This is a genomic window from Achromobacter spanius (genome assembly GCF_029637605.1).
GTDB classification, from domain to species: domain Bacteria; phylum Pseudomonadota; class Gammaproteobacteria; order Burkholderiales; family Burkholderiaceae_B; genus Achromobacter; species Achromobacter spanius_E.
On the sequence record NZ_CP121261.1, the window covers coordinates 289723 to 306871 of the forward strand.

Below are 17149 nucleotides of genomic sequence, written 5' to 3' on the forward strand. Positions count from 1 at the left end.
CTGTCCTTTCATTTTCGGCAATAGTGTCTTGTTGCGGCTGGCCGTTCACGCGGCGGGCGGGGAGGGCCAACATGGAGCCCTCGTTCACCCACTCTGGAAATCTCCATGTCCGCCGCCCCGTTGACCTTCTATAGCTTCCCCCTGTCTGGCCATGCCCACCGCGTCGCCTTGATGCTGTCGTTGCTGAACGTGCCGCATCAGCGTGTTGACGTCGACCTGCGCGGCGGGGAACAGAAGCGGCCGGCATTCCTGGCGCTGAATGCGTTCGGCCAGGTGCCGGTGATTGATGACAACGGCACGGTGGTGGCCGACTCGAATGCCATCCTGGTTTACCTGGCCACGCGCTACGGCGGCCAGGCCTGGTTGCCCAGCGATCCGGCCGGCGCGGCCGCCGTGCAACGCTGGCTATCGGTGGCGGCGGGGCCCTTGGCCTACGGCCCGGCGACGGCGCGCCTGATCACGGTGTTTGGCGCGACCCACGACGCGGACACCACCATGGCGCGCGCGCATGCCTTGTTGAAGGTCATGAACGGCGAGCTGAGCGACCGCGATTTCCTGACGGGATCCACGCCGACGATCGCGGATGTGGCTTGCTATGCCTATGTGTCGCATGCGCCGGAAGGCAACGTGTCTTTGGCGGATTATCCGCATGTGCGCGCGTGGTTGGACCGTATCGAAAACCTGCCCGGCTTCGTGCCCATGGCGCGTACGGCTGCGGGCCTGCAAGCGGCTTGAAACCGGCAACACCCCCACCGCAAGGACCAGATCATGACGAACGCTGACGCTACGCCGCACAATGCATCCCCCTGGCATGAAGGCGAACGCCTGCTGCAAACGCGCATCGGCGTGGCCGAGCGCATGGCGCAGATCGGCCCCAAAGTCATCCGCGACTACATGCCGGACCAGCACCGGGCGTTCTTCGCGCAGTTGCCCTTTGTGGTGATGGGCACGGTGGACCCGCAGGGCGACCCCTGGGCCGGCGTGCTGGAAGGCGAACCGGGCTTTGCCATATCGCCCGACCCGCACACGCTAAGCGTGGCCGCCGCGCCCGATGCCGACGACCCGCTGCGCGCGGGGCTGGGCCTGGGCCAGTCGGTGGGCCTGTTGGGGATTGAATTGCACACGCGCCGTCGCAACCGCATGAACGGTCACATTGCCGCGTGGGATGGTCAGCGCTTTGACGTGGCGGTCACGCAGTCGTTCGGCAATTGCCCGCAATACATCCAGGCCCGCGACTTCAGTTTTTCGCGTCCGCCGTCGTTGCGCGTGGCCACGGCGCAAGCCGAAACCAGCCAGTTGGACGACGCGGCGCGCGCGCTGATACGCGCGTCCGATACGTTTTTCGTGGCGTCGTATGTGGACGCTCCGGATGTGGGCAGCCGGGCGGTGGATGTCTCGCACCGGGGCGGCAAGCCCGGGTTCGTGCGGGTGGACGGCAATGTGCTGACCATTCCCGACTTTTCCGGGAATCGCTTTTTCAACACCCTGGGCAATTTGACGGCCAACCCGCGCGCCGGACTGGTGTTCATCGACTTTGAACAGGGCGACGTGTTGCAGGTGTCCGGCCGGGCGGAGGTGGTGTTGGACAGCCCTGAAATTCAGACCTTCGCGGGCGCGGAACGGCTGTGGCGCGTGCACGTGCGGCGCGTGGTGCGCCGCCCCGGCGCCTTGGCGCTGCGGTGGCGGTTCCACGACTACGCCCCGACCGCGCTGGCCACGGGGCAGTGGCCGGCTTAGGAGGTGGCGGGCGGCGAGGTCTTCTGCACGACTGTGTCGTCGGGTTCCAGCAGGCGGCCGTCTTGCGCGCGGATTTCCAGGCGCCGCACGGCCTGGCCGCGCTTGCGGTCGATCAGCGTGGAATGGGCTTCGCCGGGGCCGTAGTAGTGGTCTTCGCCCCATTGGCGCAAGCCGACGATCACGGGAAACAAGGCGCGGCCTTTGTCCGTCAGCACATATTCCTGGTAGGCGCTGCCGTCCGATGCGGGGGCCACGGCAAGAATGCCGTGGGCGACCAGCGTGCGCAGCCGGTCGCTAAGAATGTTCTTCGCCACGCCCAGGCTTTTCTGGAATTCGCCAAACCGCCGGATGCCGTCAAACGCATCCCGCACGATCAGCAGCGACCACCAGTCGCCGATGGCATCTAACGAGCGCGCCACCGGACAGGCGGCGCCTTCAAGGCTGGTGCGTTTGACCATGTCGGGTCCTCAAGCAAAGGGATGGGCGTAGGGACGGCGGGAACGACACACGATAGAACGGTTGCATTATAAAACCTAAAGACCTAGCATTCTGGTTTCGTAATAAAACTAGATAAATCCCATGCCAGATCGTTCCCATCCCCCTGCCATGCCCGCTGGCTCAGCGGATTCCGTACCCAACCCCATGCCGACCTCGCTGGTCATGCTGCTGGCCGTTGCCTGCGCCTTGAGCGTGGCCAACGTGTATTACGCGCAGCCCTTGCTGGACGCGATCGGCCGCGAGTTCGCGCTGGACCAGGCGGCGGTGGGCGTGGTGGTCACGGCCACCCAATTGGGCTGCGCGGTGGCGCTGCTATTGGTGGTGCCGCTGGGCGACCTGCTGGACCGGCGCCACTTGATGCTGGGCCAGTTGGGCCTCTTGATGCTGGCTCTGGTAGCGGTGGCGCTATCCGCCAACACGCCGTGGCTGCTGGCAGGCATGGTGGCGCTGGGCCTGCTGGGCACGGCGATGACGCAGGGCTTGCTGGCCTTGTCCGCCGCCCTGGCCGCGCCCGGCGAACGCGGCCGAGTGGTGGGTGCGGCGCAGGGCGGGGTGGTGATCGGCCTGCTGCTGGCGCGCACGGTGGCCGGCGTGGTGTCCGATGCCTGGGGATGGCGCGCCGTATACGGGGTGTCGGCGGTGGTGGCTGCCGTGCTGGCGCTGGTGCTCATGCATCGCTTGCCCCGACGCCGGCTGCCCACGGCAAACCTGTCTTATCTTGCCCTGCTGCGTTCCATGGCGACGCTGCTGGCCACGGAACCCGTGCTGCGTGTGCGCGGCATGATCGCCTTGCTGATGTTCGCGGCCATCAGCGCGTTCTGGACGGCGCTGGTGTTGCCGCTGAGCGCGCCGCCGCATTCCTTGTCGCACACGGCGGTGGGTGCGTTCGGCTTGGTCGGGGTGTTGGGCGTACTGATGGCGGCGCGTGCCGGCCTCTGGGCCGATCGCGGCTTGGGCCAGCGCACCACCGGCGCAGGCCTGCTGTTGCTGTGCCTGGCGTGGGCGCCCATTGCGTTGCTGGACCACAGCCTGTGGGCCCTGGCGCTGGGCGTGCTGGTGCTGGACGTGGCGCTGCAAGCCCTGCACGTGACCAATCAGACGATGATCTTCAGCATCAGCACGCAGGCGCATAGCCGGCTGGTCGGGGGCTACATGATGTTCTACGCCGTGGGCAGCGGCCTGGGGGCGATCGCGTCCACGGCGGTGTATGCCCGCGCGGGCTGGTTGGGCGTCTGCGCGCTGGGCGCGGCCATCAGCGTGACGGCGCTGTTGTTCTGGGTGGCGACGCTGCCCGCCAAGGCGGCGCCGCCACCTTCCGGTCAGGGCTGTACCGCGTAGTCCTTGGACCCCAGCACCACGGCCGCCAGGCCGGGCGCCTGCGTCAGCTTATGCAGGGCATAGGTCTGCACCGTGGCGATCTTGGCTTGATGGAATTCAGGGTCTACACCCTGGTGTTCCAGGCTGGCCAGCAGCGCGCGCGCCATCTGCCAACCCGCCAAGGTGGTGCCGGCCAGCAGCAGATAAGGCACGGCCGAGCCGAACACGGCGTTCGGCGCGCTAGCTGCATTGGCCAGCACGAAGTCCACCACGTTGGCCAGCGCCAGACGGGCCTGCCGCAGCGGTTTGAGCACCAGGCCAGCGGCGGGTTCGCTGCGCGATTCCAGTTCCGTTTCGGTCTGGCGGATGGCTTCCAGCAGGCCTTGCGCCACCGCGCCGCCGTCGCGCAGGGTCTTGCGGCCGACCAGGTCATTGGCCTGGATGGCGGTGGTGCCTTCGTAGATGGTCAGGATGCGGGCATCGCGGTAGTACTGCGCCGCGCCGGTTTCTTCAATGAAGCCCATGCCGCCATGCACCTGCACGCCCAGGCTGGCGACGTCGATGGACATTTCGGTGCACCAGCCCTTGACGATGGGCACCAGGAATTCCTGGATGGCCAGATGGCGTTTGCGCTCGTCGGCGTCGGGGCTGGCATGGGCCAGGTCGGCGTGTCCGGCGGTCACGTAAGCCAGCGCGCGGCCGGCCTCGGTCAAGGCGCGCATGGTGCCCAGCATGCGGCGCACGTCGGGGTGATGAATGATGGTCACGGCCTCGCGCGCGGACCCGTCCACCGGACGGCTTTGCACGCGGTCGGCGGCATAGGCCAGCGCGTGCTGGTAGGCGCGGTCGGCAATGGCGATGCCCTGCACGCCCACCGCGTAGCGCGCGGCGTTCATCATGATGAACATGGCGTCCAGCCCACGGTTTTCCTGGCCGACCAGATAGCCCAGCGCGCCGCCCGCGTCGCCGAATTGCAGCGTGGCGGTAGGGCTGGCCTTGATGCCCAGCTTGTGCTCGATGGACACGCAGGTGACGTCGTTGCGCGCGCCCAGCGAGCCGTCTTCGTTGACCAGGAACTTGGGCACCAGGAACAGGGAAATGCCCTTCACGCCCTCGGGCGCGTCCGGCAAGCGCGCCAGCACCAGGTGCAGGATGTTCTCGGTCAGGTCGTGGTCGCCATAGGTGATGAAGATCTTGGTGCCGGACAGGCGGTACGTGCCGTCGCTCACCGGTTGTGCGCGCGTACGGATCATGGCCAGATCGGACCCGGCTTGCGGCTCGGTCAGGTTCATGGTGCCGGTCCACTGGCCGGAAATCATCGGCCCGATGAAGCGCGTTTTCAGCTCAGGCGAACCGGCCGTCAGCAGCGCCTCGATGGCGCCGTTGGTCAGCAAGGGGCACAGCGCGAAAGACAGGTTGGCGGCATTCAGCATTTCAGAGCAGGGCGAGCCGATCAGGCCGGGCAGGCCCTGGCCACCGTATTCCTGCGGATGCGACATGCCTTGCCAGCCGGCTTCGGTGTATTGCCGAAAAGCCTGCTTGAAGCCGGGCGAGGTGGTGACAGCCCCGTCGCGCCACGCGCTGGGTTCGCGGTCGGCCGGGTGGTTCAGGGGGGCCAGCACCTCGGCGGCGAAGTGGGCGGATTCTTCCAGCACGGCTTGGGCGGTGTCAGGCGTGGCCTCCTCGAAACCGGGCAGGGCGGCAACTTGCGGCAGGCCGGCCAGATGGTTCAACACAAACAGCATGTCTTTCACGGGGGCTTGGTACGTCATGGCCGAAAAACTCCTGGATGAAGGTGGCTGGGGCGCCGGCGTTCAGGCGGCTTTGTTGGGGTTGTCTTGGGCAGGGGCGGCGTCGGCTGAAGCGTCGACCGCACTATCGGCCGACGGGCCGGCCAGATCGATAGCCTGGGTCGCGCCGATGGCGGCGCGCAGTTCAAACTTCTGGATCTTGCCGGTAGAGGTTTTGGGCAGTTCGCCGAAGCGAACCGCGCGCGGCACCTTGAAGCCCGCCAGCAGCAGCTTGCAATGCGCAATGATCTCTTCGGCGGTGGCGGTGCTGCCGGCCTTTAGTTCGACAAAGGCGCAAGGCGTTTCGCCCCACTTCGGGTCGGGCATGGCCACCACGGCCACGGCCGCCACGGCGGGGTGGCGATAGAGCGCGTCTTCGACTTCGATGCTGGAAATGTTTTCGCCGCCCGAGATGATGATGTCCTTGCTGCGGTCCTTGATGCGCACATACCCGTCCGGCGTCATCACGCCCAGGTCTCCGGTGTGGAACCAGCCGCCCGCGAAGGCCTCGTCGGTGGCGCGTTCGTTTTTCAGATAGCCCTTCATGCAGATGTTGCCGCGGAACATGATCTCGCCCACGGTCTGCTCATCGGCGGGCACTTCCTGCATGGTGTCGGGGTTGCGCACGGACACGCCCGCCTGCAAGTGGTAGCGCACGCCCTGGCGCGCGGTCAGCATGGCGCGGCGTTCGTCGTCCAGCGCGTCCCAGGCGTCCTGGCGGGCGCAGACGGCGGCCGGCCCGTAGACCTCGGTCAGGCCATACACGTGTGTCAGTTCAAAGCCGATCTCGCGCATCTTGGCGATGACGGCCGGTGCTGGCGCGGCGCCCGCCACCATGGTGCGCACGGTGTGCGTGATGCCGGCGCGCAGTTCGACCGGCGCATTGGCCAGCGCGCTTTGCACGATGGGCGCGCCGCAGTAGTGGGTGACGCCTTCGGCGCGGATCAGGTCGAATACCGTCTTGGGGTCGAACTTGCGCAGACAGACGTTCACGCCCGCGCGCGCGGCGACGGTCCAGGGAAAGCACCAGCCGTTGCAATGGAACATGGGCAGCGTCCACAGATAGACCGCGTGCTTGGGCATGTCCCATTCAAGAATGTTGCTGACGGCGTTCATATAGGCGCCGCGATAGTGATAGACCACGCCTTTCGGGTCGCCGGTGGTGCCCGACGTGTAGTTCAGCGCAATGGCGTCCCATTCATCGGCGGGCGGCTTCCAGTCGTAGCGGGCGGGGGCGTCGGCCAGAAAGGCTTCGTAGTCGATGGCGCCGGGCAGAGTGGCGGGCGCGCCGTCCAGGTCGTGGACCGAGATGACGGTCAGGTGGGGGAATTCGGCCCGGGCGCGTTGGGCGATGTCGGCGTATTCGGTGTCGATGATCAGCGCGCGGGCTTCGCCGTGGCCCAGCATGAACAGCACGCTGGGCGCATCCAGCCGGGTGTTCAGCGTGTTGAGCACGGCGCCCAGCATCGGCACGCCGAAGTGGGCTTCGACCATGGCGGGAATGTTGGGCAGCATGACGGCGACGGTGTCGCCCCGTTTGATGCCGGCCCGTTCCAGCGCATTGGCCAACCGCTGCGCGCGTTCGTAGGTCTGGCCCCAGGTGCGCCGCACCTGGCCGTGCACCACGGCCAGCCGGTGTCCATAGACTTCCGCCGCGCGCGCGATGAAGTCCACGGGCGTCATGGGGGTGTAGTTGGCGTCGCGGCGCCCCAAACCATGGTCGAACATGCTGCTCATGCCTAGTCTCCGAATGGGGCTCGTCGTGCGGCCCCTGTCTTGTTCGAGGTGTGCTGATGGCGGGAAGCTTGATTCCCGTCGCTTGCGTGAGCTTAGGGGCGGCCGGAAAATACTGTCTGTCGCCTGCATGACAGACCGCCGGCCACCCCCGCAAACTTCCAGTTTTACACGGTTCCGCCCATGTCCGACGTTTCAAACATTGTTTCCGATGCCGAGCTGGCCAGCCTGTTCCGGGCTTGCTCCTGGTTTGGCGCGCTGGAAGCCCGGCACCAGGATCTGGTGCTGGCGACGTCGCGGGCGGAACACGTGGCGAACGGGGCCTGGATTGCGCGGCGCAACGCACCCTCGGACGACTGGCTGGGCGTGCATACGGGGCTGCTGAAGCTGGCCATCTATAACGAATCGGGGCGCAGTTGCACGTTTTCCGGCGTGCCGCGCGGGGGCTGGTTTGGCGAAGGCAGCGTCATCAAGCGCGAACTGCGCAAATACGATGTGGTGGCGATTCAGCCGTCGCTGGTGATGCGGGTGCCGGCCGCGACCTTTCACGCGCTGCTTGCCGCCAGCCTGCCGTTTTCGCATTTCGTCATTGGCCAGTTGAATGACCGCATGGGCGAATTCATTGCGTCCATCCAGAACCATCGTCTGCTGGACGCCGATGCGCGCGTGGCGCAGTCCCTGGCGCAGTTGTTCAACCCGCGCTTGTATCCATCCACCGACCTGACGCTGGCCATCTCGCAGGAAGAGCTGGGCTTTCTGACGGGCCTGTCGCGCCAGCGCGTGAACCAGGCCTTGCAGACCCTGGCGGACGCCGAAATCCTGGCGCTGGCGTACCACCAGATCAAGGTGCTGGACCTGGACCGCCTGCGGCAGTTCGGGCTGGACCAGATCTAGACGCGCTCAGCGCGGCGCCAGGGCACGGGTCAACGCCGCGCGAGCCAGGATGCGGGTGGAATCCAGCGTGGGCAGGGCGCAATTGCCGTCGTTCAGCACCAGCGGCAATTCGGTGCAGCCCAGCACCACGGCGTCGCAGCCGGCATCGCGCAGGCGCTCAACAATGCCTTGCAGCCGCGCCACGGATTCGGGCTTGAATTCGCCATAGACCAGTTCGTCCATGATGATGCGGCCCAGCGTGATGCGGTCTGCGTCGGCGGGGCGCAGATAATCCAGCCCCTGCGCGCCTAGCTTGTCCGGGTAGACGCTGCTGTCGACCAGCCAGCGCGTGCCCAGGATGCCGATGCGCCGGTAGCCGCGCGCACGCGCCTCGGCCGCGACTTCTTCGGCGATATGCAGCCAGGGCAGCGGGGAATCCGGCAGCACGTGGCCCAGCGCCTGGTGGATGGTGTTGTCGGGGCAGATCAAAAAGTCGGCGCCCGCGCGCGCCAGCTTGCCGGCCGACGACAGCATCAACGCGCCCACGCCGGGCAGGTCCTTGTTGTCGAGGCAAACCACGTAGTCCGCCAGCGAATGCGTGTGCAGCGAGATTTCGGGGTGCGCGTGCGGCCCCATGCGCTGCGCGCCTTCCGCGCATAGCGTGCGATAGCACAGCGCAGCGCCCTCGGCGGAGCAGGCGACGATACCGATGTGCAGGGGGGGGCTATTCATGGTGCGGGTTCCTGGTTCATGGCCCGCACGTGGCGGGCGATGTCGACAAAGCTCTTGGCCATGGCGGCTTGTTGCGCGGCCGGCAATCGGGACAGGAACAGCTCGTCGATGGCGGGGCCGTACACCTTCCACATCTCGCGCCGCAGGGCACGGCCCTTGGGCGTCAGGCGGGCATAGGTCGCGCGCCGATCCTCGTCGGAACGAAAGCGTTCGACCAGGCCAGCCGCTTCGATGCGGTCCATCAGGCGCGTGAGGTTGTAGCGCGCGATCACCATGCGCTCGGCCATTTCAAACATGCGCGCCGTGCCCTCCGGCGCGCGCTCCAACGCCCACAGCGCGTCGTACCACGCCAGCGGCGGCAGGTCGGCGGCCGACAGCCGCTTTTCTATTTCTTCCACCACCAGCGCGTGCGCGGTCAGGAAGAGGCTCCATGCGTCGGGCTTGCCCGTGGCCATTCGGTCGTTCCTTTTGATATCGGGAATGCAGCCGCGATTGTAAGAGCGGCTTGGCGGGATGCGTGATCGGAGCGGCACACACTAAGCAAAGATAGTTGCACTTGCAATTGTTATGGCGCCGCCATACGATTGCAATTGCACATGATGCAATTGCAACTCACGATGTGAAACGCAGGTGCCGACGTCTTGCGGCTTGGCGCTGCCCCACCACCAAAGGAACCCATCCATGGACACCCCGATCGATTCAACCGACGCCGACCCGCAAGAAACCCAGGAATGGCTGGAAGCCATGCAGGCCGTGTTGGCCCACGAAGGCCGGCCGCGCACGCATTACCTGCTGGACCAGTTGATCCAGCAGGATCGCGCGGACAATGGGCGCTATGCGGCGCCGGGCGTCACCCCCTACGTGAACACGATCAGCGCCGCGTGCCAGCCCGCCTTTCCGGGCGATATCGGCATCGAGCAGCGGCTGGACGCCTACCTGCGCTGGAATGCCATGGCCATGGTGTTGCGAGCCGGCAAGACTTCGGGCGTGGGCGGCCACATCGCCACCTATGCGTCGGCCACGACGCTGTACGAAACGGGCTACCGCCATTTCTTTCGCGCCGCCACGCCCGACTTCCTGGGAGACTTGCTCTATATCCAGGGGCATTCCGCGCCAGGCATCTACGCGCGCGCCTATCTGGAAGGCCGAATTTCCGAAGCGCAGTTGGACGGCTTTCGCCGCGAAATCGGCGGGGGCGGGCTGGCATCCTATCCGCACCCGCGCACCATGCCGGCCTTCTGGCAATTTCCGACGGTGTCGATGGGCCTGGGGCCGCTGATGGCGGCCTACCAGGCGCGCTACATGCGTTATCTGGAAGACCGCGGCTTGATCCCGGCGCAGGGCCGCAAGGTGTGGGGCTTTCTGGGCGACGGCGAACAGGACCAACCCGAAACGCTGGCCGCCGTGGCGATGGCCGGCCGTGAAAAGCTGGACAACCTGATCTTCGTGGTCAATTGCAACCTGCAACGGCTGGACGGACCGGTGCGAGGCAACGCCAAGATCATCCAGGAACTGGAAAGCGTCTATCGCGGCGCGGGCTGGAATGTGATCAAGGTGGTCTGGGGCGCCGGCTGGGACGCGCTGCTGGCGCAGGACCACGACGGCCGCCTGCGCCGGCGCATGATGCAATGCGTGGACGGTGAATACCAGGTGTTCAAGTCGCGAGGCGGCGCCTACGTGCGCGAGCATTTCTTTGGGGTGGACGAGGTGTTGCTGGAACGCGTGGCCCATCTGTCGGACGAGGAGATCGGCGCGCTGAACCGTGGCGGCCACGACCCCGCCAAAGTGCATGCCGCCTATGCGGCGGCCGTGGCGCATCGGGGCCAGCCCACCGTCATCCTGGCCAAGACCGTCAAGGGCTACGGCATGGGCGCCGCGGGCGAGGCCGCCAACACCAACCACCAACAAAAGAAGATGGCGGACCCGGCCGTACGCGCGTTTCGCGACCGGTTCGCCATTGCCGTGCCAGACGATCAGCTTGAGCAAATTCCCTATATCAAGCCCACGCCCGGTAGCGCCGAACACAACTACTTCCAGGCGGCCATCGCGCGTGCTGGGGGCCATTTGCCGAACCGTTCGGCGGGACCGGGACCCTTGGCCACGCCGCCGCTTGCCGCGTTCGCCGCGCATCTGAAGGGCAGCGATGGCCGTGAATTTTCAAGCACGATGGCGTTTGTGCGCGTGTTGGCGCAGTTGCTTAAAGACCCGGAGATCGGCCTGCGCGTCATCCCCATCGTGCCCGACGAGTCGCGCACCTTCGGCATGGACGGCATGTTCCGCCAGGTGGGCATCTATTCGCACGTCGGCCAGCTTTATACGCCGCAGGACGCGGACCAGCTCAGCGTCTACCGCGAGGATCGCAAGGGCCAGATCCTGCAGGAAGGCATCAACGAATCCGGCGCGATGTCGTCGTGGATCGCGGCGGGCACGGCGCACAGCACGCATGGGCTGGCCACGATTCCCTTCTACATCTTCTATTCCATGTTCGGCTTTCAGCGCGTGGGCGACCTGGCCTGGGCCGCGGGCGACATCCGCGCGCGCGGCTTTCTGCTGGGCGCCACCTCGGGGCGGACCACGCTGGAAGGCGAGGGCCTGCAGCACGACGACGGCCATAGCCACGTGCTGGCGTCGGTCATTCCGTCCTGCCGCGCCTATGACCCCGCCTACGCCTATGAAATCGCGGTGATCGTGCAGGACGGGCTGCGCCGGATGTACCAGGACGGCGAAGACGTTTTCTATTACCTGACGCTGGTCAACGAGAAGACCGCGCATCCGCCCATGCCCGACGACGCACAGGCCGGCATCCTGCAAGGCATGTATCGCCTGCGCCAGGGCGAGCCGGGCGAATTGCGCGTGCAACTGCTGGGTAGCGGCGCGATTCTTGCCGAGACGCTGGCCGCCGCCGATCTCTTGCGGCAGGACTTCGGCGTGTCGGCGGATGTCTGGAGCGTGACAAGCTATTCCGAACTGATGCGTGATGGCCAGGAGGTCGAACGTTGGAACCGCTTGCATCCGCAGGCCCAGGCGCGGCGCGGCCATGCCGAAACTGCCTTGGCCGCCAGTGTGGGTCCGGTGGTGGCCGCGACCGACTATATGAAGACGGTGCCCGAGCAGATCCGTCCCTTCGTGGCGGGGCGGCGCTACGTCACGCTGGGCACCGACGGGTTCGGCCGTTCGGATACGCGGCATGCGCTGCGTTCGTTCTTCGGCGTGGACCGCCATCACATCGCGCTGGCGGCGCTAAAGGCCCTGGCGGATGAGGGGCGGATAGACCCGGCCCAGGCCGCCCTGGCCATCGCCCGATACGGCATCGACGCCGAGGCCGTATCGGCCGCCTTGCCATAGGGAAAGGGTCGAATCGCTGCCGGCATGGGCGTGCTCGCACCGCGTCCCTGCCGCCCGCGGGCGGCAGGGCGCGCGCCGGTGGTGTTAAATACGGTTTTCCCGGACCGTTAACGCGGGCGCTCGGGCTATAGCGAAGGAAACAATATGGCATTCGATTTTGATCTGTTTGTGATCGGCGCGGGCTCGGGCGGCGTGCGCGCGGCCCGTTTCGCGGCGGGCTTCGGCGCGCGCGTGGCCGTGGCCGAAAGCCGCTACCTGGGCGGCACCTGCGTCAACGTGGGCTGTGTGCCCAAGAAGCTGCTGGTCTACGGCGCCCAATACAGCGAAGAGTTTGAGCAGGCCCACGGCTTTGGCTGGACTGCGGGCAAACCGTCCTTCGACTGGCCCACGCTCATCGCCAACAAGAACCGCGAAATCGAGCGCCTTAACGGCATTTACCGCAACTTGCTGGTCAATAGCGGCGTGACGCTGCTGGAAGGCCACGCCCGCATCGTCGACCCGCACACCGTCGAGATCAACGGCCAACGCCATACCGCCGCCAACATCCTGGTGGCCACGGGCGGCTGGCCCAGCGTGCCGGACATTCCCGGCAAGGAACACGCCATCACCTCCAACGAGGCCTTCTTCCTGCCGGCGCTGCCGCGCCGTGTGCTGGTGGTGGGCGGCGGCTACATCGCCGTGGAATTCGCCTCTATTTTCAATGGCATGGGCGCGCAGACCGTCCAGGCCTATCGCGGCCCCTTGTTCCTGCGCGGCTTTGACCAGGGCGTGCGCGAGCATCTGCGTGACGAGCTCACGAAAAAGGGCGTCGACCTGCGCTTTTTCACGGACCTTGCCCGTATCGACAAGCAGCCCGACGGTTCGCTTTCGGCCACGCTGAAGGACGGCTCCGTTATCGAGACGGACTGCGTCTTCTACGCCACCGGGCGCCGGCCGATGCTGGACAACCTGGGCCTGGAGAATACCGGCGTCAAGCTGCGTGAAGACGGCTTTATCGATGTGGACGACGAATACCGCACGGCCGAGCCTTCCATCCTGGCCATCGGCGACGTGATCGGCCGCGTGCCGTTGACGCCGGTGGCGCTGGCCGAAGGCATGGCCGTGGCGCGCCGCCTGTTCCGTCCGGAGGAATACCGCAAGCTTGACTACAAGCTGATTCCGACCGCCGTGTTCAGCCTGCCGAACATCGGCACGGTGGGCATGACGACCGAAGAAGCGCGCGAGGCCGGCTACGAGGTCAAGCTCTTCGAAAGCCGTTTCCGCCCGATGAAGCTGACGCTGACGGAATCGCAGGAAAAGACGCTGATGAAGTTGATCGTGGACGCCAAGACGGACCGCGTGCTGGGCGTGCACATGGTCGGCCCGGATGCAGGCGAAATCATCCAGGGCATTGCCGTCGCGCTGAAGGCGGGCGCCACCAAGCAAGTGTTTGACGACACCATCGGCATCCACCCCACGGCCGCCGAAGAGTTCGTGACGCTGCGTACACCGGTCGCGCAATAAGGCTAGAGCCGTTCGAGCATTGCGCGCGCTGCCGCCGGCGCGCGTTCCTTCGCCCCGTTGATGAAAAAGGCATAGACGTCCTGCGGGCGGGCCGCCCCAGCAGGCGGCTGGCCGATGCGCGGCAGGTCGGCCGGATCGGCCCCGCGCGACCAGGTGCGCAGGCGTTCGGCCCAGGTGTCCAGCACCTTAGGCGCATAACCGGCTTTGAACGCGGTGCTGGCGCGCATCAGGCGTGCGTAGACAAAGTTGGCGGTGCGGTCGGCGATGGACGGGAAATCCTCGCTGTCGGTGTAGACCGTGGCGGCGCGGTGGCGGCGGGCCAAATCCAGGTATTCCTCGCAGGCAAAGCTGGGGTGGCGCACGTCCAGCACGTGGCGCAGCGGCAGGCCATCGACTTCGTCGGGCAGCAGCGCCAGGAACGCGCCGAAATCCTCGGCGTTAAAAGTCTTGGTGGGCGCAAACTGCCACACCACCGGACCCAGCTTGGGGCCCAGTTCGGCGATGCCGCTATTCACGAACCGCAAGATCGAGTCTTTGGCGCCCGCCAGTTCGCGCCGGTTGGTGGCGTAGCGCGAGGCTTTCAGCGAAAAGACAAAGCCGTCCGGCGTCTCGTTACGCCACTTGGCGAAGGTGGCCGGCTTTTGCGTGCTGTAGTAAGTGCCGTTGATTTCGATGGCGGTAAGCCGCTGGCTGGCATATTCGAGTTCGCGCGCGTGGGGCAGGCCTTCGGGAAAGAAAGTGCCGCGCCAGGGCGCGTAGGTCCAGCCGCCGATGCCGACTCGGATGGTGGGGCTTGCCCCCTGAGACTGATGACGATTCGGCATGTTGTGGTGCTCCATGCAGTCGAACGATCGGTTCACTGTATCGCTACGCAGGCGCGCTCGTAAAGGCGCGAGTGCCGATCAAGAGGCCCTATCCACGCGGGTGTGGCATCGGCGATACGAGATGAAAGCGGGTTTGGGAAGTTCAAAAAAATCCCTGTTCCGATACAGTTTTGAGATAACGTGTGCGAATCACTTTTCGACGACATCCGGCGACCGCCGGCTCAACATGCCCGACCTGACTCATCTTCTTGCCTTCGCCCTGGTGTCCTTGGGCATGGTGCTGACGCCCGGCCCCAACATGATCTACCTGGTGTCGCGCTCGATCTCCCAAGGCGCGCGCGCCGGCCTGATTTCGCTGGGCGGCGTGGCGGTCGGGTTCATCTTCTATGTGTGTTGCGCGGCGTTCGGCATCACGGTCTTGCTACTGACGGTGCCCATGGCCTATGACGCGCTGCGCATCGGCGGCGCCCTGTATCTGCTGTACATGGCGTGGCAGGCCATCCGGCCGGGCGGCCGTTCGCCGTTCCAGGTGCGTGAGCTGCCCAAGAGCAGCGCGCGCACGCTGTTCACCATGGGGCTGGTGACGAACCTGCTCAACCCCAAGATCGCGGTGATGTATGTGTCGCTGCTGCCGCAGTTCATCCAGCCCGATCACGGCAGCGTGTTCACGCAGTCGCTGGCCTTGGGCATGACGCAAGTGGTGATCAGCCTGTCGGTCAACGCCGTCATCGCCATCACCGCGGGCTCCATCGCCGTCTTTCTGGCGGGGCGCCCCTTGTGGATGGTGATTCAGCGCTGGCTGATGGGAACCGTGCTGGCCGGCCTGGCCGTGCGCATGCTGATGGACACGCGCCGCTGATGCCGCAGGACGACGGATTCTTCGGGTCGCTGGGCGTGATGCTCGGCGAAGCGCTGCGCGCGGTGGTGGCGGGCATCAAGTGGCTGCTGGGTGGTTTGGGCGGCGCTTTGGGCGACTTCTACGGCGGGCTGTCCAAGGCCATGGGCATGAGCCCATCGATATTCAATTTTGTCTTGCTGGTGCTGGGGCTGATGTTCCTGTGGGCAGCCGTCAAGGCCTTGCTGCGCCGCTCCATCCTGGGCTTTTTGTTCTGGCTGGTGCTGGCCATGCTGGTACTGGGCGGCCTGGTGAATTAGCGCCGCGCCTGGCGCGCGAAGTCCCCCAGACGTTTGATCATGGTGGGGAAGTGGTCGGCACTGGTATTGCCGTAACCGATCACCAGGCCGTTGTCTTCGGGGCGCGGCGCCATGGCAAACGACGATAGCGCGCTGGGGTTCATGCCCACTTGCCGCGCCTGCGCCACGATGGCCTGATCCGGCATGTCGGGCGGCAGGCGCACCGTCAGATGCAGCCCGCTATGCCCGCCCAGCACCTCGTGATCCACGCGAAAATGGGTGGCCAACGCCTCGCGCAAGGCGGCTTGCCGGTCGCGGTACAGGCGCCGCATGCGACCCAGGTGTCGCGAAAACTGGCCGTTGTCGATGAAGGCGGCCAGGGTCAGTTGTTCCAGCCGATGGCCGCCGCGCAGCATCTCGACAACCGAGGGCAGCGCCGTTTGGGCCAGCGCCTCGGGCAGCACCAGAAAGCCCAGGCGCAAGGCGGGGAACAGCGTCTTGCTGAAGGTGCCCACGTACAGCACGGGCGCATCGGACACCAGCCCCTGCATGGCCGCGATGGGCTCACCCTGATGGCGGAATTCACTGTCGTAATCGTCTTCGATGATCCATGCGCCCGCGCGCCGGGCGCGTTCCAGCAAGTCCAGCCGGCGCGCGACAGACAGCACGGCGCCCGTGGGGTATTGGTGCGTGGGCGTGGTCTGGATCAGGCGCGGTGGCTGAGTGCGCCAGGCATCTTCGGGGATGACGATGCCGTCGGCGTCCACGCGCATGGCCACCACGTTCAGGTCGCCACCATGAAAGGCCGACTTGGCGCCGCGATAGCCCGGATCTTCCAGCCAGGCCGTGTCGCCCGGGTTGGTCAGCAATTGCACGCACAAGGCCAAGGCGCCTTGGGCGCCCTCGGTGATGATGATGCGCGAGGCGTCGCAGTGCACGCCTCGCGACACGCGCAGGTATTGGGCGATGGCTTCGCGCAGCGCCGGCTCGCCTATCGGGTGGCCGTAGCCCAGCGTGGTGGCGGGTGCTGCGTGCAGGGCGCGGTCTTGCGCGCGGCGCCAGGCGTTCAAGGGAAATTGGGTCAGGGCCGGCGTGCCGGGCGTCATCGGCAACGAGCTGTCGCTGGGCGCGCGCGTGGCTACGATGCGCGACAGGCGCGTGGCGGTGGCGGGGGGCAAGGCGCGCTGGGCGGTGCGGTTTGCTGATGGTTGGGGGGCCGTGGACAAGGGTGCCGACTGGGGCGCCGACAGGGGAGCAGACAGGGGAGCAACGCGCGTGCCCTGGCGGTCGGCGATGACATAGCCTTCGGCCGTTAACTGCTCGTAGGCGATCAGCACCGTGTTGCGCGAAATGGCCAGGTCTTCGGACAGCGCGCGCGACGATGGCAGCTTGCCGCCGGCCGGCAACTGGCCGGCCAGGATAGCTTGCTTCAAGCGCTGAATAAGCTGGCGCTGGCGGGGCAGCGCGCCGGGGCCACGCGCAAGCGGGCTGGACAGCAGGGCGCTGTCGGCGGGAAGGTTCGGGCTTGGCGTTTGGGTTGGCATTTGGATTGGCGCCGGGGTTGACGCTTGCTATGTTGCTTGGGCTGGTACGTGCAATGGCGCCGGGGTTCGCACTTGCGATGGTGCCAGGGCTGGCATATTCATGGCCCCATTAAATTCC

Annotated in this window: 15 protein-coding genes; 8 read left to right on the top strand and 7 right to left on the bottom strand. The window is 66.3% G+C overall.

Translation table 11 applies throughout. From position 1 onward, the window contains the following. Nucleotides 1-105: 105 nt before the first annotated feature. Entirely contained in the window at nucleotides 106-735 is a 630-nt protein-coding gene (locus P8T11_RS01350; protein WP_268078680.1) for a glutathione S-transferase family protein, read from the top strand. Nucleotides 736-768: 33 nt separating this feature from the next. Further along, nucleotides 769-1737 carry a pyridoxamine 5'-phosphate oxidase family protein gene (locus P8T11_RS01355; RefSeq protein ID WP_268078679.1) on the top strand — a complete coding sequence of 323 codons (969 nt, stop codon included), beginning with the start codon at nucleotides 769-771 and terminating at the stop codon, nucleotides 1735-1737. On the opposite strand, the gene P8T11_RS01360 is transcribed toward P8T11_RS01355, so the two are convergent. Continuing rightward, a complete protein-coding gene (locus P8T11_RS01360; RefSeq protein ID WP_268078678.1) occupies nucleotides 1734-2195 on the bottom strand; it encodes a winged helix-turn-helix transcriptional regulator in 462 nt (153 codons plus the stop codon). The genes P8T11_RS01355 and P8T11_RS01360 overlap by 4 nt on opposite strands. Nucleotides 2196-2316: 121 nt before the next feature. On the opposite strand from P8T11_RS01360, the gene P8T11_RS01365 reads away from it, so the two are divergent. Then, nucleotides 2317-3573, top strand: coding sequence for an MFS transporter (locus tag P8T11_RS01365; RefSeq protein WP_268078677.1), 1257 nt, complete (start codon nucleotides 2317-2319; stop codon nucleotides 3571-3573). Here the strand turns inward: P8T11_RS01365 and P8T11_RS01370 are convergent. Beyond that, a complete protein-coding gene (locus P8T11_RS01370; RefSeq protein ID WP_268078676.1) occupies nucleotides 3555-5324 on the bottom strand; it encodes an acyl-CoA dehydrogenase in 1770 nt (589 codons plus the stop codon). The genes P8T11_RS01365 and P8T11_RS01370 overlap by 19 nt on opposite strands. Nucleotides 5325-5366: 42 nt before the next feature. Then, nucleotides 5367-7079, bottom strand: a complete 1713-nt coding sequence (locus tag P8T11_RS01375; RefSeq protein ID WP_268078675.1) for an acyl-CoA synthetase — start codon at nucleotides 7077-7079, stop codon at nucleotides 5367-5369. A 180-nt stretch (nucleotides 7080-7259) separates the two neighbouring features. Between P8T11_RS01375 and P8T11_RS01380 the strand changes: the two genes are divergently transcribed. Then, nucleotides 7260-7970 carry a Crp/Fnr family transcriptional regulator gene (locus P8T11_RS01380; RefSeq protein WP_268078674.1) on the top strand — a complete coding sequence of 237 codons (711 nt, stop codon included), beginning with the start codon at nucleotides 7260-7262 and terminating at the stop codon, nucleotides 7968-7970. A 6-nt stretch (nucleotides 7971-7976) separates the two neighbouring features. On the opposite strand, the gene P8T11_RS01385 is transcribed toward P8T11_RS01380, so the two are convergent. Both P8T11_RS01385 and P8T11_RS01390 read right to left on the bottom strand, forming a co-directional pair. Further along, complete coding sequence (locus P8T11_RS01385; protein ID WP_268078673.1) at nucleotides 7977-8681, bottom strand: aspartate/glutamate racemase family protein; 705 nt, start codon at nucleotides 8679-8681, stop codon at nucleotides 7977-7979. Further along, nucleotides 8678-9136: a MarR family winged helix-turn-helix transcriptional regulator gene (locus P8T11_RS01390; RefSeq protein ID WP_268078672.1), complete on the bottom strand. Its 459-nt coding sequence runs from the start codon at nucleotides 9134-9136 to the stop codon at nucleotides 8678-8680. Before P8T11_RS01390 ends, P8T11_RS01385 begins: the two co-directional genes overlap by 4 nt. Before the next feature lie 226 nt (nucleotides 9137-9362). Between P8T11_RS01390 and aceE the strand changes: the two genes are divergently transcribed. Both aceE and gorA read left to right on the top strand, forming a co-directional pair. Continuing rightward, nucleotides 9363-12026: a pyruvate dehydrogenase (acetyl-transferring), homodimeric type gene (gene aceE / locus P8T11_RS01395; protein WP_268078671.1), complete on the top strand. Its 2664-nt coding sequence runs from the start codon at nucleotides 9363-9365 to the stop codon at nucleotides 12024-12026. Between the two features lie 144 nt (nucleotides 12027-12170). Continuing rightward, nucleotides 12171-13529: a glutathione-disulfide reductase gene (gene gorA / locus P8T11_RS01400; RefSeq protein ID WP_268078670.1), complete on the top strand. Its 1359-nt coding sequence runs from the start codon at nucleotides 12171-12173 to the stop codon at nucleotides 13527-13529. 2 nt (nucleotides 13530-13531) lie between these two features. Here the strand turns inward: gorA and P8T11_RS01405 are convergent, their stop codons facing one another. After that, a complete protein-coding gene (locus P8T11_RS01405) occupies nucleotides 13532-14353 on the bottom strand; it encodes a DUF72 domain-containing protein (protein WP_268078669.1) in 822 nt (273 codons plus the stop codon). Nucleotides 14354-14579: 226 nt separating this feature from the next. Between P8T11_RS01405 and P8T11_RS01410 the strand changes: the two genes are divergently transcribed. Together P8T11_RS01410 and P8T11_RS01415 are read left to right on the top strand one after the other, a co-directional pair. Next, nucleotides 14580-15212 (top strand): LysE family translocator, encoded by a 633-nt coding sequence (locus P8T11_RS01410; protein ID WP_268078668.1) that lies wholly within the window; start codon nucleotides 14580-14582, stop codon nucleotides 15210-15212. Next, on the top strand, nucleotides 15212-15508 hold the full coding sequence (locus P8T11_RS01415; RefSeq protein WP_268078667.1) for a hypothetical protein: 297 nt from the start codon (nucleotides 15212-15214) through the stop codon (nucleotides 15506-15508). The genes P8T11_RS01410 and P8T11_RS01415 overlap by 1 nt, the downstream gene beginning before the upstream one ends. Here P8T11_RS01415 and P8T11_RS01420 read toward each other — a convergent pair. Further along, a complete protein-coding gene (locus P8T11_RS01420; RefSeq protein ID WP_268078666.1) occupies nucleotides 15505-17031 on the bottom strand; it encodes a PLP-dependent aminotransferase family protein in 1527 nt (508 codons plus the stop codon). The two genes, P8T11_RS01415 and P8T11_RS01420, sit on opposite strands and share 4 nt — an antisense overlap. Between the last annotated feature and the right edge of the window lie 118 nt (nucleotides 17032-17149).

Coding starts and splice junctions, on each gene's coding strand:
- P8T11_RS01380 (WP_268078674.1), top strand. CDS start 7,260: ATGTCCGACGTTTCAAACATTGTTTCCGATGCCGAGCTGGCCAGCCTG.
- P8T11_RS01385 (WP_268078673.1), bottom strand. CDS start 8,681: ATGAATAGCCCCCCCCTGCACATCGGTATCGTCGCCTGCTCCGCCGAG.
- P8T11_RS01370 (WP_268078676.1), bottom strand. CDS start 5,324: ATGACGTACCAAGCCCCCGTGAAAGACATGCTGTTTGTGTTGAACCAT.
- P8T11_RS01420 (WP_268078666.1), bottom strand. CDS start 17,031: ATGCCAACCCAAACGCCAAGCCCGAACCTTCCCGCCGACAGCGCCCTG.
- P8T11_RS01390 (WP_268078672.1), bottom strand. CDS start 9,136: ATGGCCACGGGCAAGCCCGACGCATGGAGCCTCTTCCTGACCGCGCAC.
- P8T11_RS01405 (WP_268078669.1), bottom strand. CDS start 14,353: ATGCCGAATCGTCATCAGTCTCAGGGGGCAAGCCCCACCATCCGAGTC.
- P8T11_RS01410 (WP_268078668.1), top strand. CDS start 14,580: ATGCCCGACCTGACTCATCTTCTTGCCTTCGCCCTGGTGTCCTTGGGC.
- P8T11_RS01360 (WP_268078678.1), bottom strand. CDS start 2,195: ATGGTCAAACGCACCAGCCTTGAAGGCGCCGCCTGTCCGGTGGCGCGC.
- aceE (WP_268078671.1), top strand. CDS start 9,363: ATGGACACCCCGATCGATTCAACCGACGCCGACCCGCAAGAAACCCAG.
- P8T11_RS01355 (WP_268078679.1), top strand. CDS start 769: ATGACGAACGCTGACGCTACGCCGCACAATGCATCCCCCTGGCATGAA.
- P8T11_RS01415 (WP_268078667.1), top strand. CDS start 15,212: ATGCCGCAGGACGACGGATTCTTCGGGTCGCTGGGCGTGATGCTCGGC.
- P8T11_RS01375 (WP_268078675.1), bottom strand. CDS start 7,079: ATGAGCAGCATGTTCGACCATGGTTTGGGGCGCCGCGACGCCAACTAC.
- P8T11_RS01365 (WP_268078677.1), top strand. CDS start 2,317: ATGCCAGATCGTTCCCATCCCCCTGCCATGCCCGCTGGCTCAGCGGAT.
- P8T11_RS01350 (WP_268078680.1), top strand. CDS start 106: ATGTCCGCCGCCCCGTTGACCTTCTATAGCTTCCCCCTGTCTGGCCAT.
- gorA (WP_268078670.1), top strand. CDS start 12,171: ATGGCATTCGATTTTGATCTGTTTGTGATCGGCGCGGGCTCGGGCGGC.